Source organism: Embleya sp. NPDC020630, assembly GCF_044334985.1.
Lineage (GTDB): Bacteria > Actinomycetota > Actinomycetes > Streptomycetales > Streptomycetaceae > Embleya.
Map to the genome: position 1 here is coordinate 572138 of NZ_JBIRUB010000001.1, position 23339 is coordinate 595476.

Genomic DNA, 23339 nt, shown 5'->3' on the forward strand with positions numbered 1-23339 from the left:
TATTCGGGGCGTGAAGGTGTGCTCATGGATGTGTACGGGCGACAGGTGTATCTGCGGCTGCGAACCGGGATCGAATTCGTTTCCGATGTGTGGGACCTGGTGGTTCTCCGGTTGCCGCCGCCGACTTTGGGGCGTGAGGTGCGGTACGTGGGTGGGGGAGAGGCGGACTTGCGGCCGGAGGGAACGCTGATGGAGTTGTGTGCCGTGGAGTGCGGCATGTTGGCGACTGTTCAGCCGCCCGAAGGGGCGGCGTGGTTCGCGTTGGTGTCGGATCTGGAGCGGGTCGATTGTCCGATGGGGGCGGTGGCGGAGTGGGGGGAGCCGCCGTTTGTGGCCGGGGCGGACCCAGGGGACCCGTTTGGGGATGTGTGGGAGAGGATCAAGGCCGCTCAGGAGGCATGGTGGGTGCGGGGGCGATAGGCCCCCGGCCCGGGGCTACAGGGTGCGGGTGGGGGGCATTCCGGAGTGGCCTGTGGGTGGGGTTTTGACGGCGAGGATTTGGTTTACGCCGATTCGGTTCTGTTCGAAGGCCAGGGCCGAGGCGGCCATGTACAGGCGCCAGACGCGGGCTCTGCCCCGGGTGGTCAGGCGGGCTGCTTCGTCCTGGTTGGATTCGAGGTTGGTTACCCATGCGCGCAGTGTGGTCGCGTAGTGCTCGCGGAGCGCGTGTACGTCTCGGACCTCCAGGCCGGCTTCCTCCAGGACCGACACCGTGGTGCCGATCGGGGCCAGTTCGCCGTCGGGGAAGACGTAGCGGTCGATGAACTCGTCGACCTGGTAGGCCTCTTCGTTCGGTACCGGGCGGCGGGAGATCTGGTGGTTGAGCAACCGGCCGCCGGGGCGCAGGAGTTCGTACAGCGTGTCGGCGTAGGCGCGGAACTGCACGCGGCCCACGTGTTCGGCCATGCCGATCGAGGAGATCGCGTCGTAGGGGCCGTCGGCGTGTTCGCGGTAGTCCTGGATCCTGATCTCCACCCGCCCCGTCAGACCGGCCTCGGAGACACGTTTGCGGGCCAGGTCGGCCTGTTCGTGCGAGATGGTGATCCCCACCACCTCCACGCCGTAGTGCTCGGCGGCGTGCAGCGCCATCGAGCCCCACCCGCAGCCGACGTCGAGCAGCCGCATGCCGGGGCCGAGCGCGAGTTTGCGGCAGATCAGGTCCAGCTTCGCCCGCTGGGCGTCCTCCAACGTCGCCTCGGGGCGATCCCAATAGGCGCAGGAGTAGACCATCGACGGACCCAGGACCAGGGCGTAGAAGTCGTTGCCGACGTCGTAGTGGTGCCGGATCGCCTCCTGGTCGCGGCGCACGCTGTGCAGCACGCCCCGGCGGCGCCGGACCTCCTCGGCGGGCGCCGGCGGCGGCACCGGCAGCCCGGTCAGGGAGAGCATCGTGCCCATCGGGCGGACCGCGTCGCGCGCGATACGCCCGGCCTCGCGCAGCCGGGCGACGGGTCCGAGCCGGGCCGCCCCGGCGACCCCGGCCACCGGCCCCGCCGGAACCGGCTCCTCGCGGTTGAGCGCCAGCCCGGACAGCCGGGTCAGCGCGTCGTAGAGGTCGCCGTCCACGTCGAGGTCGCCCGACACCCAGCCACGGGCGAAGCCGAGTTCGCCCGGCGACCACAACAGGCGGCGCAGCGCGCGGCGATTGCGCACGACCAGCGCCGGACCGTCCGGCGGACCGGCCTCGCTGCCGTCCCAGGCCCGGATCCGGATCGGCGACGGTCGGCCGAGGACCTGCTGAGCCAGTGCGGCGAGGCGGTCGGCGGTGTGCGGCATGACGGATTCCTCCGCGGTGGTGGATCCCCGGACTCCCGAGCCGGGCGACACCGGTGCCCCTACCCCACGCGCGCCGCGGCTCGAACGGAATTGCTCCGTCCGGGCCGGCGAGCCGCCCCGGACGGAGCAGGACGGCCGCCGACCCGACCAGACGCGCGCTACGCCGAGGTCACAGCACCTTGGACAGGAACGCCTTCGTGCGCTCGTGCTGCGGGTTGGCCAGTACCTCGCGCGGATTACCCGCCTCGACGACCAACCCGTCGTCCATGAACACCAATGAGTCGCCCACCTCGCGGGCGAAGCCCATTTCGTGCGTGACCACGATCATCGTCATGCCGTCCTCGGCCAGCCCGCGCATGACCTCCAACACCTCGCCGACCAGTTCGGGGTCGAGCGCCGAGGTGGGCTCGTCGAAGAGCATCAGCTTGGGGTCCATCGCCAGTGCCCGGGCGATGGCCACCCGCTGCTGCTGGCCACCGGACAGCTGCGAGGGGTAGGCGTCGGCCTTGTCGGCCAGACCCACCCGCGCCAGCAGCTCGTGCGCGCGGGCCCGGGCCTCGGTTTTGCTTATGCCCTTGACCTGGGTCGGCGCCTCCATGATGTTGCCCGCGGCGGTCATGTGCGGGAACAGGTTGAAGCGCTGGAAGACCATGCCGATGTCGCGCCGCTTGAGCGCGACCTCGCTGTCCTTGAGCTCGTAGAGCTTGCCGTCCTTCTCCCGGTAGCCGACGAGGTGGCCGTCCACCCACAACCGCCCGGCGTTGACCTTCTCCAGGTGGTTGATGCAGCGCAGGAAGGTGGACTTGCCGGAGCCGGAGGGGCCGACGATGCACATGACCTCGCCGGTCGCGACCTCCAGGTCGATGCCCTTGAGCACTTCGAGAGGGCCGAACGACTTGCAGACGTCCTCGGCCCGGACCATCACCCGACCGGGCTCGGCCGGGCGGGGTGCGGGCTTGTCGAGATTGGTCGTCATCGGGTCTTGCCCCCCGGGCGCCGGGTGCTGAACACATTGGCCATGATCCGCTGGAGCGGCGTGGGCGGCAAGGCTCGACTGGATCCACGAGCGAAGTAGCGCTCGAGGTAGTACTGGCCGATGCTGAACACCGTGGTCAGCAGCAGGTACCAGAAACATGCGGCGAAGAGGAGTTCCATCACCGCGAGGTTGTGCGTGTACACGTCCTTCGCCTTCTGCAGCACTTCGGGATAGACCACCGCGCTGGCGAGCGAGGACGTCTTGAGCATGTTGATGAACTCGTTGCCGGTCGGCGGCACGATCACCCGCATCGCCTGCGGCAGTACGATCCGGCGCAGGGTGCGGCCCTTGGACATGCCGAGCGCGTGCGCCGCCTCGGTCTGGCCCTCGTCCACCGACTGGATGCCGGAGCGCACGATCTCCGCCATGTAGGCGCCCTCGTTGATGCCGAGGCCGAGCAGCGCCGCCATGAACGGGGTGATCACATCGTTGGTGTTCTGGCCGAACATGGTCGGGAAGACCAGCGCGAGGTTGCCCCAGATGAGCAACTGCACCAGGACCGGGGTGCCGCGGAAGAACCAGATGTAGACAGAGGCGACGGTCGAGGTGACCGGGTTGCCGGACAGCCGCATGATCGCCGCCAGCACACCGAGGACGAGCCCGACCGCCATGGCCGCCAGGCTGATCAGCAGGGTGTTGCCGGCGCCCTTCATGATCTGGTCGTCGAAGAGGTAGTCGCCGGTCACGTCCCAGTGGATCTTCGCGCTCGCGAACGCGTTGATCAGCAGGCCGACCAGGGCGAGGACCACGACGGCGGCGACCCAGCGGCCGTAGTGCGGTACGGGGATGGCCTTGATGGGTTCCCGCTTGACCGGCTGTTTGTCGGCAGGGGGTGTTGCGGGCGTGGTCACGGTCGGGTGACCTCCTCTTGGAGCACGAGTACGGACGCGGTCGGGCGGGCGCGGTTCGGGTCCGACCCGGCCGCCGGGCGACGGTCGGGCCGGACCCGGCGATCAGGAGGTGGCGCCGTTGATGGTGACGTCGGTGACGGCGCCGGCCTCGACCTTCCAGTTGGCCAGGATCTTGGCGTACTCGCCGTTCTTGATCAGCGCTTCCAGGGCCGACTTCAGCGCCTGCTGGAGCTGCGTGTTGTCCTTGCCGACGCCGATGCCGTACAGACCGGCGTCGATCTGGTCGCCGGTGACCTCGAAGTCCTTGCCGTCGCCGGAGGTCTGCGCGTTGTACGCGGCGACGGGGAAGTCGTTGAGGTCGGCCGCGGCGGCGCCGCTCTTCAGCTTCAGCAGGGCCTCGCCGTCGTGCTCGTACTTCTGGATGGTGATCGCGCCCTTGCCCGACTCCTCGCACTTCTTGGACTGGGCGGCGGCGACGTCCTCGTTGGTGGTCGCCTGCTGGAGCGCGACGGTCTTCCCGCACAGGTCGTCGAGCGACTTGATGTGCTGCGGGTTGCCCTTCTGCACCAGGATCGAGGTGCCCGCGCGGAAGTAGTCGACGAACGACAGGCCCTGGCCCTGGCGTTCCTTCTTGTCCGTCATCGCCGACATCACGATGTCGAAGCGCTTGGACGTGATGCCGGTGATCAGCGAGTCGAACTGCGAGTTCTTGTAGTCGTACTTGACGCCCAGCTGCTTGGCGAGTGCCGCGGCCAGCTCGGGGTCGACGCCGACCGCCTTGCCGTCCTTCATGAACTCGATGGGCGCGTACGCGACCTCGGAGCCGATCGTGATCTTGCCGGACTTCTGGACGTCGGGCGGCAGCATCTTGAAGAAGGGGGCGTTCTCGTCCTTCTTGCCGAGCGCGCTGTCGCCGCCGTCGTCGCCACAGGCGGTCAACAGCATGGATCCCGCGATCAGGGTCGCGGCGGACGCGATCAGACGGCGGTGGGTGAAGCGACCGCTCATGTGCGGGTTCCTCCAGTGTGAGGGGACAGAGGTGCCGGCACGGCACGAGCTGGCTCGGGGCGACCGATCTGCGGGCGGTTTGGACTGATCCTGGATCGAGCTATGGGCATGAATGATTTCCTGATGCTCTGAGCGGGACAATGGGACAGATTGTTAAATACGAAGATCCAATTTGACAGACCGTCAAGCAGCGATCGCTCTATTTCATCCCATCAGCCCTTTTTCAGGGCATACCGAAACAGCTCTGGCGGGGACGGGTCTACGCGCATTGGCGTGATGATCGTCCGACGTCACGCGAACCGGTCCGTGCGATCCCGGTACCCCGGCGGAGCAGCAGCACAACGTCGATCGCGGCGACCGCCACGGAGGACGCGAAGGGGATCCGGGGCCGCCGGCCGCCGAGCAGCGCGCCGGTCGCGGCGAGGGTGCCCGCGCCGAGGAGGGCGAGTCGGCCCGCGCGATCCGGCCGGCCGTACGCGAGCAGCGCGGTGGCGGCGAGGAGCGGCAGCGGGGTGAGCGCCCGGATCCCGGTCGGGCCGAGCCGGTGCGGCAGGCCGCGCACCCCCGTCGCCCGATCGCCGGCCAGGTCCGGCAGCGCGTCCGCCAGATGCGCCCCGCAGCCGAGCAGCGCGGCGGCGCCGACGATCCACCAGGTGGGCCCGGGTCGGCCCGGCAGCCCGAACGCGACAAACGCCGGCAGGCTGCCGAATCCGATCGCGTACGGCACCCACGACCCGGTCGTGCTCTTGACCCCGAGGTCGTACGCCCAGGCCGCACCCACGCCGACCAGATGCGCGGTGCCGGCCGCGGGCCCGGACGCGTAGGACAGCGGAACGCACACCACGAGCGCGCGGCGGGCGGCGCGCGCCACCTGATCGGCCCCGACCAGGCCGGCCGCCACCGGCTTGCCGCCGCGCCCCGCCGCCCGGTCCCGTTCGGCGTCCACCGCGTCGTTGCACCAGCCGACCGACAACTGCCCGGCGAGCACGGCCGCGCCCACCAGTACGCAGCCGCGCGCGTCCCGGCCGGCGGCGCGGGCGAGCCCGGTGGTCAGCGCGGTCACGGCGACGGTCGGGCCGGGGTGGCAGGCGAGCAGGAGGCCGACGGCGGGGGGCCGTTCAGGATGGCCGGGAGCGCCGGAGCGGCGGCGGGCGCGCAGGCGGGCGAGCGGACGGCCGAGGGGGCGCGGGGCGGGGTGCGAGGCGGGGCGGCTCGGCGCTGCGGTGTCACTCACGTGGGTGTCCTTCGGGTGAGTCGGCGGTGGGACCGGAGGGGTCGGAGCGCATGCGGGCGGCAACTACGGGCAAACGACGTGGGTTCCGTGTTCGCGCTGGGCACTGTTCCAGCGTTCCTACCTCTCCCACCTCCCGATACCTGCCTTTTCACCCGTTATTCCAGCCCCGCCCCCTAATCCAGCAGGGGAATCGCCATGACCCGCATCGCCGCCGTCCGTGGTGCACTGCCGCCGCACCGATACCCACAGGCCGAGATCACCGACACGTTCGCGGCGCTGTGCCTGCCGACCGGCGCCGATCGGCGCGTACTCGACCGGGTGCACGCCAGTGCCCGGGTGGACACCCGCCATCTGGCGCTGCCGCTCGACCACTACGCCAAGTTGGCGGACTTCGGCGCGGCCAACGACGTCTGGCTGGAGGTCGCGGTCGACCTCGCCGCCGAGGCGACCGAGTCCGCGCTCGGCGCCGCCGGGTTCGGCGCGCGGGACGTGGACCTGATCCTGTTCACCACCGTGACCGGCCTGGCGGTGCCCTCCGTCGACGCGCGCCTGGTCGGCCGGCTCGGCCTGCGCGAGGACGTCAAACGGCTGCCGGTGTTCGGCCTGGGCTGCGTGGCGGGTGCGGCCGGGATCGCCCGATTGCACGACTACCTGCGCGACCGGCCCGACGAGGTCGCGGTGCTGGTCTCGGTCGAGCTGTGCTCGCTCACCCTCCAGCGCGACGACGCGTCGATGGCCAACGTGGTGGCGAGCGCGCTGTTCGGCGACGGCGCGGCGGCGGTGGTGGTCCGCGGGGACGACCGCGAGCCGGGACACGGGAACGGGGACGGGCCCAGGGTGATCGCCGCCCGCAGCCGGATGTACCCCGACTCGGAGCGGGTGATGGGCTGGGACGTGGGCGGTTCGGGCTTTCGGATCGTGCTCGGCGCCGACGTACCGGAGATGGCCCGCACCCATCTCGGCGGCGACGTCCGGGACTTCCTCGCCGACCACGGCCTGACCACGGCCGACATCACCGCGTGGGTGTGCCACCCCGGCGGCCCCAGGGTGCTGGAGGCGGTCGCCGAGACGCTGGACCTGCCCGCCGGCGCCCTCGACGCGACCTGGCGGTCCCTGGCCGCGACCGGGAACCTGTCCTCGACGTCGGTGCTGCACGTGCTGCGCGACACGATCGCCGCCCGGCCGGAACCAGGGACCCCCGGCCTGATGATCGCGATGGGCCCCGGGTTCTGCTCCGAACTCGTCCTGGTGGAGTGGTAGGTCGCGATGTATTGGTATTTCGCCCTGGTCGGCCTGGTCGCCCTCGAACGGCTCGCGGAACTGGTGGTCGCGCGGCGCAATCTGGCCTGGAGCCTGGCCCGGGGCGGCGTGGTCAGTGGGCGGGGACACTACCCGCCGATGGTCGTGCTGCACGTCGGCCTGCTGGCCGCGTGCGTACTCGAAGTCGGCCTGACCGACCGGCCGTTCGTACCCGCGCTCGGGTGGACCATGGTTGCGCTCACGGTGGCCGCGCAAGCGTTGCGCTGGTGGTGCATCACCGCGCTCGGGCCGCACTGGAACACCCAGGTCGTGGTCGTGCCCGGGTCGCCGCTGATCCGGCGCGGGCCGTATCGGCTCTCCTGGCTGCGCCACCCCAATTACGTCGCGGTGGCGGTCGAGGGCGCGGCGTTGCCCCTGGTGCACGGCGCCTGGATCACCGCGCTCGCCTTCACCACCCTCAACGCCGCGTTGATGGTGGTCCGGATTCGCTGCGAGTCCGCCGCGCTGTCGGCGGCGACCGCGTGATCGACCTGCTCGTCGCGGGTGGTGGGCCGGCGGGGCTGGCCACCGCGATCCACGGCGCGCTCGCGGGGCTGCGTGTGGTTGTGGTCGAACCGCGCCCCACGCCGGTGGACAAGGCGTGCGGCGAGGGGCTGATGCCGGCCGGGGTGGCCGCGCTCGCCGCGCTCGGAGTGACGCCCGCCGGGCGGCCGTTGGCCGGGATCCGGTACGTGGACAGCCGGCACGCGGTGGAGGCGCGGTTCCGGGCCGGGCCGGGGCTCGGGGTGCGCCGGACCACGCTGCACGCGGCGCTGTACGAACGGGCCCTGGCCCTGGGCGTGGAGCACCGGATCGGCCGGGTCGCCGAGGTCCGCCAGGACGCGCACTCGGTGACCGCGGCCGGGCTGACCGCACGCTGGCTCGCGGCGGCCGATGGCCTGCACTCGCCCGTACGGGCCGCGCTCGGCCCCGCGCCGCGCGATCGGCGGGAGCGGCGGTACGGGCTGCGCCGGCACTACCCGATCGCGCCGTGGACCGATTTCGTCGAGGTGCACTGGTCGCCGCGCGGCGAGGCGTACGTGACGCCGGTCGGCCCGGAGCTGGTGGGCGTCGCCATGCTCGGCCCGCGCGGTCGCACCTACGCCGACCACCTCGCCGCGTTCCCGGCCCTGCGCGAACGGCTCGCCGGCGCGGCGGGCGGCGAGGTACGCGGCGCGGGACCGCTGCGCCGGCGGGTGCGCAGCCGCGTCGCGGGCCGGGTGCTGCTCGTGGGCGACGCGGCCGGCTACACCGACGCGCTCACCGGCGAGGGCGTCGCCCTGGCCCTTGCCTCGGCCCGCGCCCTGGTCGCGGCCGTGCGGGCGGGCCGCCCCGAGCGCTACGAGCGCGACTGGCGCCGCCTCTCCCGCCGCCACCGCGTACTCACCGAAGCCCTCCTCACCGCCCGCGCCCACCCCCGAACCGCCCGCCTGATCGTCCCGGCCGCCCACCGCCTCCCCACCGCCTTCACCACAATCGTCAACGCCCTCGCCTGACCGGCGGACGACCCGAAACCGCGAGGCGCTGCCACCGGACGCCGGGCCCGGCGAGGGCGCAGCCGGCCGGCAGGGGAGCGGGGGAAGCCGCCCGCCGAGCATCGGGCTGCGAGCGTTGGGGAGGTGGGGTGGGTTTCCCGGATCCGGGTTCGGTGCTGCTCGGGTGCGTGGTTACGCCGTTGCCGAGGCCAGGGCTCGGCACAGTGCCGTTACCGCTGCCGGGTACGCGTGGTCCGGGGGTGTGGCGTAGCCGACCACCAGGCCGTCGCGGGCCGGGGAGTCGGTGTCGGGGTGGCGGAAGGTCGACAGGGCGTCCAGGGCCAGGCCCTCGCGTTCGGCTGCGGCGACGGTGGCGGGCTCGGTGCCCGGAGGCAGTTGCAACACCGCGTGCAAGCCCGCGGCGATTCCCGTTGCGCTTACGTGCGGTGCGTGTTCGGCCAGCGCCGCGACCAGGTGGTCTCGGCGGGCCCGATAGCGCTGCCGCATCCGGCGGATGTGCCGGTCGTAGTGGCCGCCCTCGATGAAGTCGGCCAGCGTGAGCTGATCGGTGACCCCGGCCCACGCCTCGCGCTGTCCCTTCACCGCGAGCACGTCCTCGACCAGATGCCCGGGCAACACCATCCAGCCGAGCCGGATCGCGGGGGACAGGCTCTTGCTCACCGAACCGACATAGATCACCCGGTCCGGATCCATGCCCTGGACCGCGCCCACCGGCCGCCGGTCGTAGCGGAACTCCCCGTCGTAGTCGTCCTCCACCACGATCCCGCCGCCCGCCCGTGCCCAGTCGAGCGCGGCGACCCGACGCTCCGGCGGCAGCGGCCCGCCCGTGGGGAACTGGTGGGCCGGGGTGAGCACCGCCACCCGCGCCCGCGCCAACGCGGCCGACCCGGCCGTGTCGGCGCCGTGCTCGTCGATCGCCAGCGGCAACGTGCGCACCGACGCCGCCGCCAGGATGGAGCGATGGAAGGCGAGCCCGTACGCCTCCACCGCGGCCGGCCCCCGCAACACCCCGCCGAACAACAACCGCAACGCATGCGCGAACCCGGAGCAGACCACGATCCGGTCCGGATGGGTACGCACCCCCCGCACCCGCGCGAGGTAGTCCGCCAGCGCGGCCCGCAACTCCGGGCGCCCCTGCGGATCCCCGGGCCCGAACGCCTCGCTCGGCGCCGCGTTCAACGCCCGCCGCGCCGACGCCACCCACGCCGCACGCGGGAAGGACGCCGCGTCGGGCTGCCCCTGGCGCAGGTTGTACGTCGGCCCCGCCGGATTCCCGGCGACCGGTCGCACCCTGGCCCGGGGGCGCGGCGCGGCCAACGGCTCGGCCCGCCGGGCCACCCGCGTCCCGGACCCCTGCCGCGCGGTCAACCAGCCCTCGGCGACCAACTCCGCGTACGCGTCGGCGACGGTGTTGCGCGCGATGCCCAGATCCGCCGCGAGCGAGCGATACGGCGGCAACGGCGTGTCCGGCCCGAGCCGTCCGCTGCGGATGGCCTCCCGGATCGCCCGGATCAACCCGGCACGCCGCCCGCCCGCCCCGGACACCTCCAGATGCAGATCTCGCCCGATCCACCGGGCCGGATCGTCCGCGATCGGCGTGCTCATGGCCTCATCGTATGCATCGTGCGAACACCGCCCACGCATGCCCACGGCCGCCGCCGGACCGCACCCGCTACGGCTTGCGGGCGACCGCGCCGAGGACCAGGCGTTGGCTCACCGTGAGGTCGGCCTCGTCGACGGGCTCTTCCGGGCGCCACAGGTCGACGTACACCAGCCCCGGGTCGGCGGGCTCCAGCCCGTCGAGGTAGGCGGCGATCTCCGCGCGCTCGCGGAACCGGCCGCTCTTGTGCGAGCCCTGCATGACCCGCTCCATCTGCTCCGACTCGGGACCGCTGCGCAGGAAGTGGGTCAGGAACAGCCAACTCCCGGACGGCAGCGCGTCGAGGTAGGTGCGCAGCAGGCCGGCCGGGTCCTCGTCGTCGTTGATGTGGTGGATGACGCCCAGCAACATCAGCGCGACCGGCCGGTCGAAGTCGATCAGGCGCAACACCTCGGGGTTCTTCAGAATCGACCCGGGCTCACGCAGATCGGCCGTGATCACCGTGGTCCGCTCGTTCTCGGCCAGCAGCGCACGACCGTGCGCGAGCACGATCGGGTCGTTGTCGACGTAGACCACGGTGCTGTCCGCCGCCACCGCCTGGGCGACCTGGTGGGTGTTCTGCGCGGTCGGCAACCCGGACCCGATGTCGAGGAACTGCCGGACGCCCTGCTCGACCAGGAAGCGCACGCCCCGGTGCAGGATGCGCCGATGCGCGCCGGCGTCGCGCGCGAGGTCGGGCGCCACCGCGATCAGCTTCCGGGCCACCTCGCGATCGGCCGCGTAATTGTCCTTGCCGCCGATCAGGAAGTCGTAGACACGGGCGACGCTGGGCACGGTGACGTCGACCCCGGCCGGCGCGGGCGCGCCCTCCGGGTCGGTCGACCACAGTCGGGATTCCGCGTTCTCGGTCATGATCTCAACACCTCGTGGTCGCCGGAGGGGCCGAACGGCTCACCGCCGATGGTAGGCGGCGACCGGTGGGCTCCTGCGGTCGACTCCCTTGCCACACGCGGGAGTTCGCGGTCGGCGGAGGGGACGAGTCGGCCGATGTCCGCACTTGGTGGGATCAGCCGGGCGTCGAGGTGGTGCCGTGGCGCGGAGGATTGCGCCGGGTACGGACGGAGGGCGCCGCCGTGGCGGTCCGTCCGTACCCGGGGTCCTGCCTCTAGTCCAGGTAGTCGCGCAGCACCTGGGAGCGGGACGGGTGGCGCAGCTTGGACATCGTCTTCGACTCGATCTGCCGGATGCGCTCGCGCGTCACCCCGTAGACCTTGCCGATCTCGTCCAGCGTCTTCGGCTGACCGTCGGTGAGCCCGAAGCGCATCGAGATCACCCCGGCCTCGCGCTCGGCGAGGGTGTCCAGGACCGAGTGCAGCTGCTCCTGAAGCAGGGTGAAGCTGACCGCGTCGGCCGGTCGGATCGCCTCGGTGTCCTCGATCAGGTCACCGAATTCGCTGTCGCCCTCCTCGCCGAGGGGGGTGTGCAGCGAGATCGGCTCGCGCCCGTACTTCTGGACCTCGACGACCTTCTCCGGCGTCATGTCGAGTTCCTTGGCCAGCTCCTCCGGGGTGGGCTCGCGGCCCAGGTCCTGGAGCATCTGGCGCTGCACGCGCGCGAGCTTGTTGATCACCTCGACCATGTGGACCGGGATGCGGATCGTCCGCGCCTGGTCGGCCATGGCCCGGGTGATCGCCTGCCGGATCCACCAGGTGGCGTAGGTGGAGAACTTGAAGCCCTTCGTGTAGTCGAACTTCTCGACCGCACGAATGAGACCGACGTTGCCCTCCTGGATCAGGTCCAGGAAGAGCATGCCGCGACCGGTGTAGCGCTTGGCCAGCGAGACCACCAGGCGGAGGTTGGCCTCCAGGAGGTGGTTCTTGGCCCGCTTGCCGTCCTCGGCGACGAGTTCCAGCTCGTGCCGGAACTGCGGGGTCAGGCCGGGCTCGGTGTCCAGCTTCTCCAGCGCGAACAGGCCGGCCTCGATGCGCTTGGCGATCGACACCTCCTGCTCGGCGTTGAGCAGCGAGACCTTGCCGATCAGCCGCAGGTAGTCCTTGACCGGGTCCGCGGTGGCACCCGGCGTGGTGACCTGCTGCTGCGGGGCGTCGTCCTCGTCGGTGGTGAGAACGAAACCGCTGGGCCCGACCTCGGGGGCCACGGCGTCGCCGGGCTCGTCGAACAGGTCCTCTTCGACCAACGCCTCGTCGCCGTCCTTGGGGACACTCGGCTCGACGGGGGTGGTCTCGGTGGTGGTGGTGGACGTCGTCTTCTTGGCCGCGGTCTTCTTCTTGGCTGCGGCCTTCTTCGGCTTCGGAGCAGATTCCACGACGGACTCTCCCGATTCCGTTGCCGCGGGCGTGGCTTGCGCGGGCAAGGTCTCTGTGTTCTTGACACGGGTTGAGCGCGTGGATAGCGTCTTCTTGACAGATCGCCGAGTTGTGGCTACGTCTCTCCGTTGGGTCTCTTTGACCGGGTTGACGGTCAACGTCACACCCGCCTCGTCAAGAACCTCGTTGAGGCTACGGAGGATGCTCTTCCACTGCGTCGCAGGGATGGCATCCGTTTCGAAGGCTCGGCGTATGTCCTCGCCGGTAATCGATCCTTCGGCACGGCCGCGCTCGATGAGCGCCACCAGAGATTCCGATTCGGCGATTCTGTTGGGAAGCGTGCTGGACGAGCTCGGGGTCACAAATAACCTCTCGGTTCACGCGGGCATGCTGCGGCGCCGCAACTACACCGAATCGATGACGGATCCGCGGGACCGGACCCGTCGGCGCTGCCGGCGCCACTCAAGGCATCGCTCCGATCGGTACAAGTGTTACGCCTCCACGAGGGTGACCTGGGTCACGTCGGTCCGCAGCGGCTTCGAGCGGTTGGTCCCCCAGTGTGCGGGACGGTCCGGTGATCTGCGTGATCGTGCCGATGGGCCCGGGTTTCCGGGCTCGGGCGCGGTCGCACACGCCTGCCGGGCCGGGGATCGGCGGCGACCGGATGCCGGTGGGACGAGACGGATGTTCGGGGAGGGTGGGGTCGGAGGGACAGGACAGGGACCGGTCGTCGGCGTCGGGGTCGCTCGGACGATCCCGAACCTGTCTTGAGAATGCCCGCCCTCGGGCGCGTTACGCCCGCGAAGTCGGGGGCCGCCGCCGGGCGTCGGGCTCCGACGGGTGGGCCGGCGGGGGCCGGCGCGGGGGTCGGGGCGCGGTGGAAAGCGGTGGCCGGACTTTTTTGCGCGGCGCTGCGGCGGTAATGCGCGGGGTGGTGCGGGCCGCCGGGAATCGGGTGTCGCCGGGATCGGTATTCATCGGCTGTTCGGGTGGTAGCGGTTGTGCGTGATTGTTTTGCCGCCGGGATGGATATCCGGTGCGCCGCGCCGGCGAAAGAGTGAATTCGGGCGGAGGGTTTCGGCAGTCGATACCGAGCGTGCCGCTTTCGGATGCGATGGGTGAGCGCGGTGATTGGGCGGGCGGCATCCGGAATGCGGTCGGGTGATTGTGGGCCGGATTCTTTTGCCCTCTTCGGCGGCGTGGCCGGGACCTCCGGCGGGCGTCGTGGAATTCGGTCGCGGGCGTGCGGGCGGGCCCGTCCGCGGTGTGTCGGACGGGCCCGGCGGGTGGGTGGTCGGGGGTCAGGGCGTCCAGGCGCCGGTGGGGGCGGCCGAGCGCACGAACTCGGTGAAGTCGCGGGCCGGGCGGCCCAGCGCGCGCGGGACGCCGTCGGAGATCGTGGCCTCCAGGCCGCGGTGGATGCTGCCCAGGGCGGAGGTCCACATGGCCACCTCGACCTCGGGCACACCCTGGGCGATCAGGGCGGCCGCGTACTCGTCGGGGTCGGCGGCCACGTAGTCGGCCCGCCGACCGCCGGCGGCGGCGATCTCGGCCAGCGCGGCGTCGAAGGTCAGCGCCCGGGGGCCGGACAGTTCGTAGGTCTCGCCGTCGTGGCCGGGGTCGAGCAGGGCGGCGGCGGCCACGGCGCCGATGTCCTCGGTGTCGACGAAGGACACCGCCGCGGCGCCGGTCGGCAGGACCAGCTCGCCCGCCTGGATGCCGTCGCGGAACAGGCCCTCGCTGAAGTTCTGCGCGAACCACCCCGGGCGCAGGATCGTCCACGCCGGGACGGCGCCGCGCACGGCGGCCTCCAGGTCGAGTCGGGCTCGCGTGGCCGGATCGTCCGCCGCGAAGTAGCCGGGGGTGTCGACGCCTCGCGCGGAGAGCAGGACGACGCGCTCGACGCCGGCGGCGACCGCCCGACGTACGAACGCGGGACCGGCCTCGGCACCGTCCAGTGGGACCAGGTAGACGGCTCGGACGCCGTCCAGGACCCGGTCCCAGGTGCTCTCGTCGGACCAGTCGAAGGGCACCTCGGTGGATCGGGAGGCGACCCGGACGTCGGCGCCCCGGGCGCGCAGGGCGGCGGCCACGCGGCTGCCGGTCTTGCCGGTGCCGCCCAGGACGAGGATCGGGTGCTGCGATGCGGGTCGGGTCGTGGTTGTCATGCGTCCAGCCTGCTTCGCGCGCCGCCCGGCAACCATGGGTGAGAAGCCGGGGGGCATGTGCGTGCGTCCGGGACCTCGTCGGCCGCGCGGTTTTGCGTCGGGTCGGTACTACGCGGCGCGGTGGTGGGCGGTGCGGTGGGCCGAGGGGCTCAGGCCGCGGACCCGTTTGAAGGCGGTGCTGAACGCGAACGCGTCCGCGTAGCCGACCCGGCGGGCGACGGCGGCGACCGTGGCGTCGGGTTCGGTGAGCAGTTCGGCGGCCAGGGCCATCCGCCACTCGGTCAGGTAGGTGAGCGGCGGTTGGCCGACGCGGGCGGTGAAGCGTTCGGCGAGTGAGGTGCGGGACACGCCGGCCTCGGCGGCCAGGGCGGCGATCGTCCAGGGGCGGGCCGGGGCGTCGTGTACGGCGCGCAGGGCGGCGCCCACGATCGGATCGGCCAGGGCCAGGTACCACTGCGGGGCGTGCGCCTCGGGGAGGTCGAACCACGCCCGCAGCGTGCAGGCCAGCAACCAGTCGAGCAGGCGGTCGAGCACGACCTGTTGGCCCGGCCGGTCGGCGGCGACCTCGGCGGAGAGGAAGTCCAGGAGTTGATGGTCGCCGTCCGGGTCCGGCACCACCAGCAGGTCGGGCAGCGCGGTGGGCAGTCGGCGGCCGATGTCGGTGTGCGCGCGGTAGGCGCCGGAGATCAGCTCGGTCGGCGCGTCGGTGGCCGGGTCGGCGGGCGCGTCGGCGACGAAGGTGAACGGGGCCGGGCCGCGGACCACCGCCGTGTCGCCCGGGCGCAGCGGGCGCGGCGGGCCGTTCTCGGGCACGATGCGGCCGCCGCCGCGCACGAGTGTGCAGATGGTCAGCGGCGTGCGGCAATCGAGCCGGACGGACCCCGCCGGGGGCACGATCCGCCGGTCGAACAGGGCCTCGTCGGCCCTGATCCCGCGCAGAAGATCGGCCAATCCATCCATGGGGGAGAGCCTAGCCGGCGGGGCGGCGGACCGGCGCCGGCGGGCGGGGCACGGGGCGGCGACCGGGGCGAAATTTGCCGCGAATCGGGATGAGTCGGGCTTGGGTGGGGTGTGCGGCGTTGCTCATTCGTGCGTGAAACTGCTATCAAATGAATAGTTTCAAGCATGTGAGTGCAGCAGTGCGCAGCACTGCGCATCGTTCGAGCACCCCGGGAGCGCCATGACGACCGTCAGTCACACGTCCGCCGAGATCGCCACCCAGCCCGCGTTGTGGGCCCGCGCCGCCGCGCTCGCGGGGGAGTGCGCGGGGCTGCCGAAGAGCGGCGAGCGGGTCGCGGTCGTCGGCTGCGGGACGTCGTGGTTCATCGCTCAGGCGTACGCGGTGTTGCGCGAGCGGGCCGGGCTCGGGGTCACCGACGCCTTCGCGGCCTCGGAGTTCCCCGGCGTACGGGACTACGACCGGGTGGTCGCGCTGAGCCGCTCCGGCACCACGACCGAGGTGTTGCGGCTGCTCGCGGAGGTGCGCGGCAAGGTCGCCACGACCGCGATCACCGGCCCGCCCGGGACGCCGATCACGACCGCGGCGGACGAGATCGTGATGCTCGACTTCGCCGACGAGCGCTCGGTCGTGCAGACCCGGTTCGCCACCACGGCGCTCGCGTTGTTCCGCGCGCACCTGGGCGAGGACCTGGCCGCGGCGGTGCGGGACGCGGAGACCGCCGTCGCCTGGGAGCCGGACGCCGCGTTCGTGGCCGCCGAGCAGTTCACCTTCCTCGGCTCGTCGTGGTCGGCGGGACTGGCCGCCGAGGCCGCGTTGAAGATGCGCGAGGCGGCGGGGGCGTGGACCGAGAGCTACCCGGTGATGGAATACCGGCACGGGCCGATCAGCATCGCCGCGCCGAACCGGGTCACGTGGGTGTTCGGTCCGGTGCCGGAGGGGCTGGCCGAGCAGGTCGCGGTCACCGGCGGCACCTTCGTGGCCGGCTCCCTCGACCCGATGGCCGAGCTGATCCGGGTACAAAGGCTCGCGGTCGCGATCGCGGAGAGCCGCGGCCTGAACCCGGACGAGCCGAGGCACCTCACCCGGTCCGTGGTGCTGGACGCGTCGTGAGGGACGTCGGGCGCGGGCCGGCGGGGCGGGCGTCGTGATCGTCACGGTGACGCCGAACCCGGCCTGGGATGTCACCTACCACCTGGAACGACTGGACCGGCACGGGGCGAACCGGCCGGCGTCGGTCGGCGGGCGGGCCGGTGGCAAGGGGATCAACGTCACGCGGGTGTTGCGCTCGCTCGGGGTCGCGGTCGTGGCGGTGGCGCCGCTGGGCGGCCCGACGGGCGAGCGAATACGGGCCGACCTGGCCGCGGCCGACATCGCGTTGACCTCGGTGCCGGTGGTGGGCGAGACGCGGTGCACCACGACGATCGTGGAGACCGCGTCTGGCGGCGCGACGTCGTTGAACGAACTCGGCCCCTCGCGGACCGCCGAGGAGTGGGCGCGGGTGGTCGCCGCGGCGGCGGAACTGCTGCCCGGCGCCTCGGCGTTGGTGCTCTCCGGGAGTCTGCCGCCGGGGGTGCCCGAGGGCGGTTACGCGGAACTGGTCACCCGGGCGCGGGCGGCGGGCGTGCCGGTGCTGTTGGACGCCTCGGGGCCGGCGCTGCTCGCGGGGGTGGCGGCCGGGCCGGATGTGGTCAAGCCGAACGCGGACGAGCTGCTCGCGGCGACCGGGGAGGGTGATCCGCTGCGCGCGGTGGCCCGGTTGGCGGCGCGGACGGGGGCCGGCGGCGCGGTGGTCGCGTCGTTCGGTCCGGGCGGGATGTTGGCCGCCTCCGATGCCGGGTGGTGGCGGGCGGTGCCGCCGGAATCGGTGCACGGCAACGCCACCGGCGCCGGGGACGCGGCGGTCGCGGCGCTGGCCCGGGGGCTGGCCGAGGGCGTGCCGTGGCCGGAGCGGTTGCGCGACGCGGTGGCCCTGTCGGCGGCGGCGGTGGCCGCGCCGCTGGCCGGGGACGTGGACGGCGAGCTGTACCGGGCCTGGCGGCCTCGGGTGCGGGTGGACGCGGTGCCGCCGGCGTAGGGCGCGGGCGGCGCGGTGGTGATGGTTGTGGTGCCGGACGGGATCGTTCCAGAGGAGTTGTGCGATGGGCTTGACCTCGACGGGGATACTGACCGACGCGGCGCGGGCGGACGGGGTGGGGGTGGCCGCGTTCAACGTGATCACCCTCGAACACGCCGAGGCGGTGGTGACGGCCGCCGAGCGGGCCGGGCTGCCGGTGGTGGTGGCGATCAGCGAGAACGCGGTGAAGTTCCGGGGCGGACGGCTGCGACCGCTCGCGGCCGCGTGCCGGGTGCTGGCGGAGGAGGCCGGGGTGCCGGTGGCACTGCACCTGGACCACGTCGAGTCGGTCGAACTGCTGGCGGCGGCCGAGGGTACGGGGATCAGCTCGGTGATGTTCGACGCCTCGCGGCTCGGTTACGCGGAGAACGTGGCGGCGACGGCCGAAGCGGTGACCTGGGCGCACGCTCGCGGCATCACCCTGGAGGCCGAACTCGGCGAGGTGGGCGGCAAGCCGGGCCATCCCGCGCTGGACGCGCACGCGCCCGGGGCGCGCACGGATCCGGCCGAGGCGGCGGCATATGTACAGGCGACCGGGGTGGACGCGTTGGCCGTCGCGGTCGGCAGCAGCCACGCGATGCTCGATCGCACCGCCACGCTCGACCACGACCTGATAGCCCGGCTGCGCGAGGCGGTCGGCGTCCCGCTGGTGCTGCACGGCTCGTCGGGCGTGCCGGACGAGGAACTGCGGGCGGCGGTATCGGCCGGGATGACCAAGATCAACGTCGGTACGGCGCTGAACATCGCCTACACCGGCACGCTGCGCGAGCGCCTGGCGGCCACCCCCGGCAAGGCCGACCCGCGACCGGCGCTGTCCGCTTCGCGGGCGGCGATGGTCGACGCGGTCGGGGCCCTGCTGCGGGTGATCACCGCGAAGCGGTGAACCCGGCGGGTCGGGCCCGCCCGGTGCTCGTGCGGTGATCGAGCGCCGGGGGGCGGCCCGGCGCTCGCCGGGTCAGCCGAAGAGCCACGTGCTCAGCCGCGACCACCACGTGGTGGGCAGCGGCGGGAGCAGCGGCTCCGGCGGGCGGGTCGCCCGGTCGGGGCGGGCGGGGCGGACCCACTCGGCGGGCTCCACCAGGGGGACCGGGGTGAACTCGACCGGCAGCGAGGTCAGGTAGCGGGCCCAGGTGGCGGCGTGCCAGGCGGGTGGCTGGTCCGGGTGGGCCAGTCGGATGTCGGGCAGTCGGCTGTTGAGGGTGTCGATCGCGGTGTCGGTGATGGCCCGGCCGATGTCCTGCCCCGGGCACAGGTGCGCGCCGCCGCTGAACGCCAGGTGGGCCCGGTTGTGGTGGACGGGCACGGTGAGGTCGGTACGGATCCGCGGGTCGACGTTGCCGGCCATCACGCCGAGCACCAGCAGGTCGCCTGCCCGGATCCGCCGCCCGCCCAACTCGGTGTCGACCAGCGCCCAGCGACCCGGGATGACCCACAACGGCGGTTCGTCCCACAGGACCTGCTCGACCGCGTCGGGCAGGCTCAACCGGGCGCCGGCCAGTGAGGCGGCGAACCGGTCGTCGGTGAGCACCACCCGCAGGGTGTTGGCGATCAGCGCGATGGTCAGTTCGTTGGCGGCGACCATCACGAGCCTGAGGTGGTGCAGTACCTCGTCCTCGGACAGCCGGTTCGGGTGCTCGATCAGCCAGGAGGGGAAGTCGGCGGCCGGCTCGCGGCGTTTGCGGTCCGCCAGGTCGCGCAGCGTTTGCAGGATGAACTCGTTGGATTCCAGGGCACGTTCGCTCTGCATCATCAACTCGGCGCTGGCCTGCACCAGTTGCGGACCCATCTCGTCGGGCAGACCGTAGAGCTGCGCGATGACCAGCATCGGCAACTGCTGGGCGAACTGCGCGACCAGGTCGGCGTGGCCGTCGGCGGCGATCCGGTCGATCAGCTCGTGCGACAGGCGTTGCACGTGCTTGCGGATGCCGCGCCGGTCGAACCGGTCCAGGCTCTCCGTGACCACCGAGCGCAACCGCTGGTGTTCGGCGCCGTCGCTGGAGACGCAGTCGGGGCGATACTCCATGATCGGCAGGATCGTCGCGTCCGGCGGGATCCGGCCCTCGCGCCAGTCGCGCCAGTTGCGCGCGTCCCGGGAGAACCGGCTCGGCGTGCGCATGACCTCGAGGTTCTCCCGGTAGCCGAGCACCAGCCAGCCGGGGAAATCGCCGTCGACCAGGATCGGGGCGACCGCCCCGTATTCGGCGCGCAGTCGTTCGTACGCGGCACCCGGATCCGCGATGGTCTCCGGACCGTACAACCGCGTGATGCCCTCGGTGGCCGTCGCGCCCGCGTGCGCGGGGCAACCGGGCGGCGGAACGGGGGGAGGAGCGGTCATGGCGTCTCCCGGTTCGTGGTGAGCGTGTGGAGGTATTGCATGAGCGCCATCAGCACATCCCGGCTGGAACCTCGGTCGCGGGCGTCGCAGTCGACCATCGGTACGGTGTCGTCGAGGTCGAGCGCGCCGCGCAGTTCGTCCATGGAGTAGATCGGCGACTCGGGGAACGTGTTGACCGCGACCACGAACGGCACGCCGCGATCCTCCAGGCGGCCCATCACGTCGAAGCACACCTCCAGGCGCCGGGTGTCGACCAGCACCACGGCGCCCAGCGCGCCGTCGAACAGGCCGTTCCACAGGAACCAGAAGCGTTCCTGCCCGGGGGTGCCGAACAGGTAGAGCACCAGGTGCTCGTTGAGGCTGATCCGGCCGAAGTCCATCGCCACCGTCGTGGTGGTCTTGGCCTCGACGCCCGAGAGGTCGTCGATGCCGACGCCCGCCTGGGTCATCGTCTCCTCGGTGGTGAGGGGACGGATCTCGCTGACCGCGCCGACGAGGGTGGTCTTGCCGACCCCGAACCCGCCGACGATCACGACTTTGACCGCGGCGGCGGCCGTCGCGGGCAGCATGTCCTCGGGACGCGGCCCGACGAGGGTCTCAGAGCCGTTGTAGTCCATGCATCACCGCCTTGAGGAGATCGATGTCGGGCAACGACGCGGCCGGGATCGGGGCCCGGGCCTCCAGGTCGCCCGCGGTCACCATGTCCGCGAGCACCAGGGTCAGGACGCTGGTGGGTAACCGCATGTGGGCGGAGATCTCCGCCATCGACAACGGTTGTTCGCACATGCGCAGGATCGCGGCGGGTTCGGGGCCCATCCCGCGGGTGGGTGTGTGCTTGGCGACGAACAGCGTCACGAGGTCCAACCGGCCGGGGTCGTCCGGGTTCTCCCCGACCAGGTAAAGCCGTTCGGGGTAGGGAACGCGCCGCGTGCGCCGCGGCACGGTCACGGGAAGGCCCCGTCGTGGCGTGGCGGACTGGTCAGGTGTTCGCCGATGCGGATCACCAGGTCGCGCATGCGGTGGCCGAGCAGGCCGGTGTCCACCTGTCCGTCGGCGAGCACCGCGAGGTAGGCGCCGGCGCCGGCGGCCATCATGTAGAAGTAGCCGCCGTTGACCTCGATCACCACCAGCCGCATCCGCCCGTCCCCCTTGGGGAATTCGGCGGCCACCGCGGCGGCCAGGCTCTGTAGGCCGGCGCACGCGGCGGCGAGCCGGTCCGCGGTGTCGGCGGCGGTGTTGTGCTGGGCCATCCGCAGGCCGTCGGCGGACAGCAGCACGATGTAGCGCGTGAAGGGCACGCTCTTCGCGAGGTCGGAGAGCATCCAGTCCATGTTGGGTCGGTACGCCGTCATCGGTATCCCCCGTCGTCCCACGAGTTTTCGCCGGCCTCGGATCGTGGTTCCTTGGGCGGTTCGCCGTTGATGCCGCTGAGGAAGGCGTCCAGGCCCAGTCCCGGCGGGGTCTCGTCGACGCTCGGGGCGGCGGCGGGAGTCGTCGGCTTGGCGGCGCGGTGTCCGCGCGTGCCACCGGCGCGGGGCACCGTGCCCAGGCCGCGTCGGCGGCGCTGGGGCAGACCGTTGGCGCCGAACTCGGTGTGCGCCGGCGTTTCGGTCATCAGGTCGTGCAGGGAAGGGAGTTCTTCCAGATGCGACAGATGCTCGGGCATCGGGTACATCGGCGGCACGTTCGCGGTGATCTGGTTCTGCGGGATGACCACGACGGCGCGCACGCCGCCGTAGGCCGACGGACGCAACATCACCTTGAAGTTGTAGGTGTGCGCGAGGCGGGCCACCACGGTCAGGCCCAGCCGCGGGGTCTCGCCCAGGTCGCCGAGGTTGAGCGCGTCGCCGTCCAGGGACAGGATGCGCTCGGCGCGGCGGCGGGCCTCCTCGCTCAGGCCGACGCCGGCGTCCTCGATCTCGACCGCGATGCCGCTCTGCACCTCGGTCGTACTCAGGTGCACGGTGGTCGAGGGCGGCGAGTATCGGGTGGCGTTGTCGAGGAGTTCGGAGATCGCGTGGATCAGCGGTTCGACGTGCTGGGCGATCACCGCGACCTCGACGACCGACGACAGTTTGACCCGGCGGTAGTCGAGAATGCGCGACATCGCGCCGCGCAACACGCTGTACATGCCGATGTCGGTCTCCCACTGGCGGCCCGGGCGGGCGCCGCCGAGCACCGCGATGCTGTCGGCCATGCGGCCGATCAGCGCGTTGCCGTGGTCGAGGTGGAGCAGGTCGCGGAAGACCACCGGGTCGTCACCGTGCCGGTCCTCCATGTCCCGCATGTCCTGGGCCTGTTGGTGGATGGTGGCCTGGACGCGGCGGGCGATGTTGACGAACGCGCGCTGGGCGGACTCGCGCAGGTCCTCCTCGGCGCTGACGGTGTCGATCACCGAGCGGATCACGTTGCGGTGCGCGATGGCGAACTCGGTCGGCTCCTTGGGGTGCGGCGCGACCTTGCGCATCACCTCGGGTACCGGTTCGCCCATCTGCAGTCGGCCGATCGCCTCGGGCAACATCTCCTCGGAGAGCCGGATCATCTCCGACTCCTGCTCGGCGAGTCGGCGTCGCAGGCCGATCTGTTGCTGCTGGAGCCTGGTGTGCAGTTGGGCGATCGTGCGCCCGCGCCTGCCCGCCTCCGCGGCGCACACGGCGACGGCGACGGTCGCGAGTCCGCCGCACAGGGCCACCGCCGGGCGGGCCTGGTCGGAGACCGCGGCCACGGCCGCGGCCGCGCACACGGCTGTCACGAGGAAGGGGAGGATCCAGACGAGGGCCGGCCGTCGGCCTCCGGGGGACGATCCAGCGAGAACCATCGGCATCCTCGAAAAAAGTCGGAATCGAATCGTGCGGGTGTCCTGCGGACCGCTCGGCGGATCGGGCCGCCGGTGGCATGTTCGGGTGCGCTCGCGGCCGGTGCCGGTGCCGGAAGGGCGATCCGGGCCACCGTCGCGGGCGCCAGGCTACGCGGATGCTCGGGGCGGATCGGTCGTGTGGCCCACAAGCCCCTCGAATGGGTGAATCCGGTCCGAAGAGGCCATCGATCATCGCGAACGCGATAGGGAATCGCGGCCGATTCCCGTCGTCCGTCGGCCTGTTCACGACGGGGGGGTGGCGGCGGGTTCGCGGGCGC

22 protein-coding genes are annotated in these 23339 nt (G+C 72.1%); 7 read left to right on the top strand and 15 right to left on the bottom strand.

Going from position 1 to position 23339, the window contains the following annotated elements:
- The first annotated feature begins 24 nt into the window (after nt 1-24).
- A complete protein-coding gene (locus ACH4XV_RS02385; RefSeq protein WP_395786334.1) occupies nt 25-420 on the top strand; it encodes a hypothetical protein in 396 nt (131 codons plus the stop codon).
- A 15-nt stretch (nt 421-435) separates the two neighbouring features.
- Here ACH4XV_RS02385 and ACH4XV_RS02390 read toward each other — a convergent pair whose 3' ends face one another.
- The 5 genes from ACH4XV_RS02390 to ACH4XV_RS02410 form a co-directional block, all read right to left on the bottom strand.
- Nucleotides 436-1776: a class I SAM-dependent methyltransferase gene (locus ACH4XV_RS02390; RefSeq protein WP_395786336.1), complete on the bottom strand. Its 1341-nt coding sequence runs from the start codon at nt 1774-1776 to the stop codon at nt 436-438.
- Between the two features lie 169 nt (nt 1777-1945).
- Complete coding sequence (locus tag ACH4XV_RS02395) at nt 1946-2698, bottom strand: amino acid ABC transporter ATP-binding protein (RefSeq protein WP_395787040.1); 753 nt, start codon at nt 2696-2698, stop codon at nt 1946-1948.
- Between the two features lie 50 nt (nt 2699-2748).
- Nucleotides 2749-3663 carry an amino acid ABC transporter permease gene (locus ACH4XV_RS02400; protein WP_395786338.1) on the bottom strand — a complete coding sequence of 305 codons (915 nt, stop codon included), beginning with the start codon at nt 3661-3663 and terminating at the stop codon, nt 2749-2751.
- A 102-nt stretch (nt 3664-3765) separates the two neighbouring features.
- On the bottom strand, nt 3766-4671 hold the full coding sequence (locus ACH4XV_RS02405) for an ABC transporter substrate-binding protein (protein ID WP_395786340.1): 906 nt from the start codon (nt 4669-4671) through the stop codon (nt 3766-3768).
- 259 nt (nt 4672-4930) lie between these two features.
- Nucleotides 4931-5905, bottom strand: a complete 975-nt coding sequence (locus tag ACH4XV_RS02410) for a UbiA family prenyltransferase (RefSeq protein ID WP_395786342.1) — start codon at nt 5903-5905, stop codon at nt 4931-4933.
- Nucleotides 5906-6100: 195 nt separating this feature from the next.
- Here ACH4XV_RS02410 and ACH4XV_RS02415 point away from each other — a divergent pair, with 195 nt between their 5' ends.
- The 3 genes from ACH4XV_RS02415 to ACH4XV_RS02425 are packed head-to-tail and all read left to right on the top strand — an operon-like array spanning nt 6101 to nt 8700.
- A complete protein-coding gene (locus ACH4XV_RS02415) occupies nt 6101-7165 on the top strand; it encodes a type III polyketide synthase (RefSeq protein ID WP_395786344.1) in 1065 nt (354 codons plus the stop codon).
- 6 nt (nt 7166-7171) lie between these two features.
- The gene (locus ACH4XV_RS02420; RefSeq protein WP_395786346.1) at nt 7172-7690 is read left to right on the top strand and encodes an isoprenylcysteine carboxyl methyltransferase family protein; all 519 of its coding nucleotides are present in this window, start codon (nt 7172-7174) and stop codon (nt 7688-7690) included.
- On the top strand, nt 7687-8700 hold the full coding sequence (locus ACH4XV_RS02425; protein WP_395786348.1) for an NAD(P)/FAD-dependent oxidoreductase: 1014 nt from the start codon (nt 7687-7689) through the stop codon (nt 8698-8700). Before ACH4XV_RS02420 ends, ACH4XV_RS02425 begins: the two co-directional genes overlap by 4 nt.
- 171 nt (nt 8701-8871) lie before the next feature.
- Here ACH4XV_RS02425 and ACH4XV_RS02430 read toward each other — a convergent pair whose 3' ends face one another.
- From ACH4XV_RS02430 to ACH4XV_RS02450, 5 genes are all read right to left on the bottom strand, one after another.
- Nucleotides 8872-10305: a PLP-dependent aminotransferase family protein gene (locus ACH4XV_RS02430; protein WP_395786349.1), complete on the bottom strand. Its 1434-nt coding sequence runs from the start codon at nt 10303-10305 to the stop codon at nt 8872-8874.
- 67 nt (nt 10306-10372) lie between these two features.
- Complete coding sequence (locus ACH4XV_RS02435) at nt 10373-11212, bottom strand: SAM-dependent methyltransferase (RefSeq protein ID WP_395786351.1); 840 nt, start codon at nt 11210-11212, stop codon at nt 10373-10375.
- Between the two features lie 253 nt (nt 11213-11465).
- Entirely contained in the window at nt 11466-12989 is a 1524-nt protein-coding gene (locus tag ACH4XV_RS02440) for an RNA polymerase sigma factor (RefSeq protein WP_395786353.1), read from the bottom strand.
- A gap of 939 nt (nt 12990-13928) precedes the next feature.
- Nucleotides 13929-14795, bottom strand: coding sequence for an NAD(P)H-binding protein (locus ACH4XV_RS02445; protein WP_395786355.1), 867 nt, complete (start codon nt 14793-14795; stop codon nt 13929-13931).
- Between the two features lie 108 nt (nt 14796-14903).
- Nucleotides 14904-15755 carry an AraC family transcriptional regulator gene (locus ACH4XV_RS02450; RefSeq protein ID WP_395786357.1) on the bottom strand — a complete coding sequence of 284 codons (852 nt, stop codon included), beginning with the start codon at nt 15753-15755 and terminating at the stop codon, nt 14904-14906.
- Between the two features lie 220 nt (nt 15756-15975).
- On the opposite strand from ACH4XV_RS02450, the gene ACH4XV_RS02455 reads away from it, so the two are divergent.
- The 3 genes from ACH4XV_RS02455 (at nt 15976) to ACH4XV_RS02465 (ending at nt 18752) form a co-directional block, all read left to right on the top strand.
- Nucleotides 15976-16866, top strand: a complete 891-nt coding sequence (locus ACH4XV_RS02455) for an SIS domain-containing protein (RefSeq protein ID WP_395786359.1) — start codon at nt 15976-15978, stop codon at nt 16864-16866.
- Nucleotides 16867-16900: 34 nt separating this feature from the next.
- Nucleotides 16901-17830 (top strand): 1-phosphofructokinase family hexose kinase, encoded by a 930-nt coding sequence (locus ACH4XV_RS02460; RefSeq protein WP_395786361.1) that lies wholly within the window; start codon nt 16901-16903, stop codon nt 17828-17830.
- A 64-nt stretch (nt 17831-17894) separates the two neighbouring features.
- On the top strand, nt 17895-18752 hold the full coding sequence (locus tag ACH4XV_RS02465; RefSeq protein ID WP_395786363.1) for a ketose-bisphosphate aldolase: 858 nt from the start codon (nt 17895-17897) through the stop codon (nt 18750-18752).
- A gap of 72 nt (nt 18753-18824) precedes the next feature.
- Here the strand turns inward: ACH4XV_RS02465 and ACH4XV_RS02470 are convergent, their stop codons facing one another.
- Genes ACH4XV_RS02470 through ACH4XV_RS02490 form a run of 5 tightly spaced genes read right to left on the bottom strand, consistent with a single transcriptional unit; the run spans nt 18825 to nt 22956 of the window.
- Nucleotides 18825-20204 carry a cytochrome P450 gene (locus tag ACH4XV_RS02470; protein ID WP_395786365.1) on the bottom strand — a complete coding sequence of 460 codons (1380 nt, stop codon included), beginning with the start codon at nt 20202-20204 and terminating at the stop codon, nt 18825-18827.
- Nucleotides 20201-20821 (bottom strand): GTP-binding protein, encoded by a 621-nt coding sequence (locus ACH4XV_RS02475; RefSeq protein ID WP_395786367.1) that lies wholly within the window; start codon nt 20819-20821, stop codon nt 20201-20203. The genes ACH4XV_RS02470 and ACH4XV_RS02475 overlap by 4 nt, the downstream gene beginning before the upstream one ends.
- On the bottom strand, nt 20802-21152 hold the full coding sequence (locus tag ACH4XV_RS02480; protein WP_395786369.1) for a DUF742 domain-containing protein: 351 nt from the start codon (nt 21150-21152) through the stop codon (nt 20802-20804). The genes ACH4XV_RS02475 and ACH4XV_RS02480 overlap by 20 nt, the downstream gene beginning before the upstream one ends.
- Nucleotides 21149-21556 (bottom strand): roadblock/LC7 domain-containing protein, encoded by a 408-nt coding sequence (locus tag ACH4XV_RS02485; RefSeq protein WP_379998100.1) that lies wholly within the window; start codon nt 21554-21556, stop codon nt 21149-21151. The genes ACH4XV_RS02480 and ACH4XV_RS02485 overlap by 4 nt, the downstream gene beginning before the upstream one ends.
- Nucleotides 21553-22956, bottom strand: coding sequence for a sensor histidine kinase (locus tag ACH4XV_RS02490; RefSeq protein ID WP_395786371.1), 1404 nt, complete (start codon nt 22954-22956; stop codon nt 21553-21555). Before ACH4XV_RS02490 ends, ACH4XV_RS02485 begins: the two co-directional genes overlap by 4 nt.
- Nucleotides 22957-23339 lie beyond the last annotated feature (383 nt).

Bases quoted from the DNA above. Each gene is read 5' to 3' on its own strand.
- ACH4XV_RS02385 (WP_395786334.1), top strand. From the start codon at position 25: ATGGATGTGTACGGGCGACAGGTGTATCTGCGGCTGCGAACCGGGATC.
- ACH4XV_RS02390 (WP_395786336.1), bottom strand. From the start codon at position 1,776: ATGCCGCACACCGCCGACCGCCTCGCCGCACTGGCTCAGCAGGTCCTC.
- ACH4XV_RS02395 (WP_395787040.1), bottom strand. From the start codon at position 2,698: ATGGTCCGGGCCGAGGACGTCTGCAAGTCGTTCGGCCCTCTCGAAGTG.
- ACH4XV_RS02405 (WP_395786340.1), bottom strand. From the start codon at position 4,671: ATGAGCGGTCGCTTCACCCACCGCCGTCTGATCGCGTCCGCCGCGACC.
- ACH4XV_RS02415 (WP_395786344.1), top strand. From the start codon at position 6,101: ATGACCCGCATCGCCGCCGTCCGTGGTGCACTGCCGCCGCACCGATAC.
- ACH4XV_RS02420 (WP_395786346.1), top strand. From the start codon at position 7,172: ATGTATTGGTATTTCGCCCTGGTCGGCCTGGTCGCCCTCGAACGGCTC.
- ACH4XV_RS02430 (WP_395786349.1), bottom strand. From the start codon at position 10,305: ATGAGCACGCCGATCGCGGACGATCCGGCCCGGTGGATCGGGCGAGAT.
- ACH4XV_RS02435 (WP_395786351.1), bottom strand. From the start codon at position 11,212: ATGACCGAGAACGCGGAATCCCGACTGTGGTCGACCGACCCGGAGGGC.
- ACH4XV_RS02445 (WP_395786355.1), bottom strand. From the start codon at position 14,795: ATGACAACCACGACCCGACCCGCATCGCAGCACCCGATCCTCGTCCTG.
- ACH4XV_RS02450 (WP_395786357.1), bottom strand. From the start codon at position 15,755: ATGGATGGATTGGCCGATCTTCTGCGCGGGATCAGGGCCGACGAGGCC.
- ACH4XV_RS02455 (WP_395786359.1), top strand. From the start codon at position 15,976: ATGACGACCGTCAGTCACACGTCCGCCGAGATCGCCACCCAGCCCGCG.
- ACH4XV_RS02465 (WP_395786363.1), top strand. From the start codon at position 17,895: ATGGGCTTGACCTCGACGGGGATACTGACCGACGCGGCGCGGGCGGAC.
- ACH4XV_RS02470 (WP_395786365.1), bottom strand. From the start codon at position 20,204: ATGACCGCTCCTCCCCCCGTTCCGCCGCCCGGTTGCCCCGCGCACGCG.
- ACH4XV_RS02475 (WP_395786367.1), bottom strand. From the start codon at position 20,821: ATGGACTACAACGGCTCTGAGACCCTCGTCGGGCCGCGTCCCGAGGAC.
- ACH4XV_RS02485 (WP_379998100.1), bottom strand. From the start codon at position 21,556: ATGACGGCGTACCGACCCAACATGGACTGGATGCTCTCCGACCTCGCG.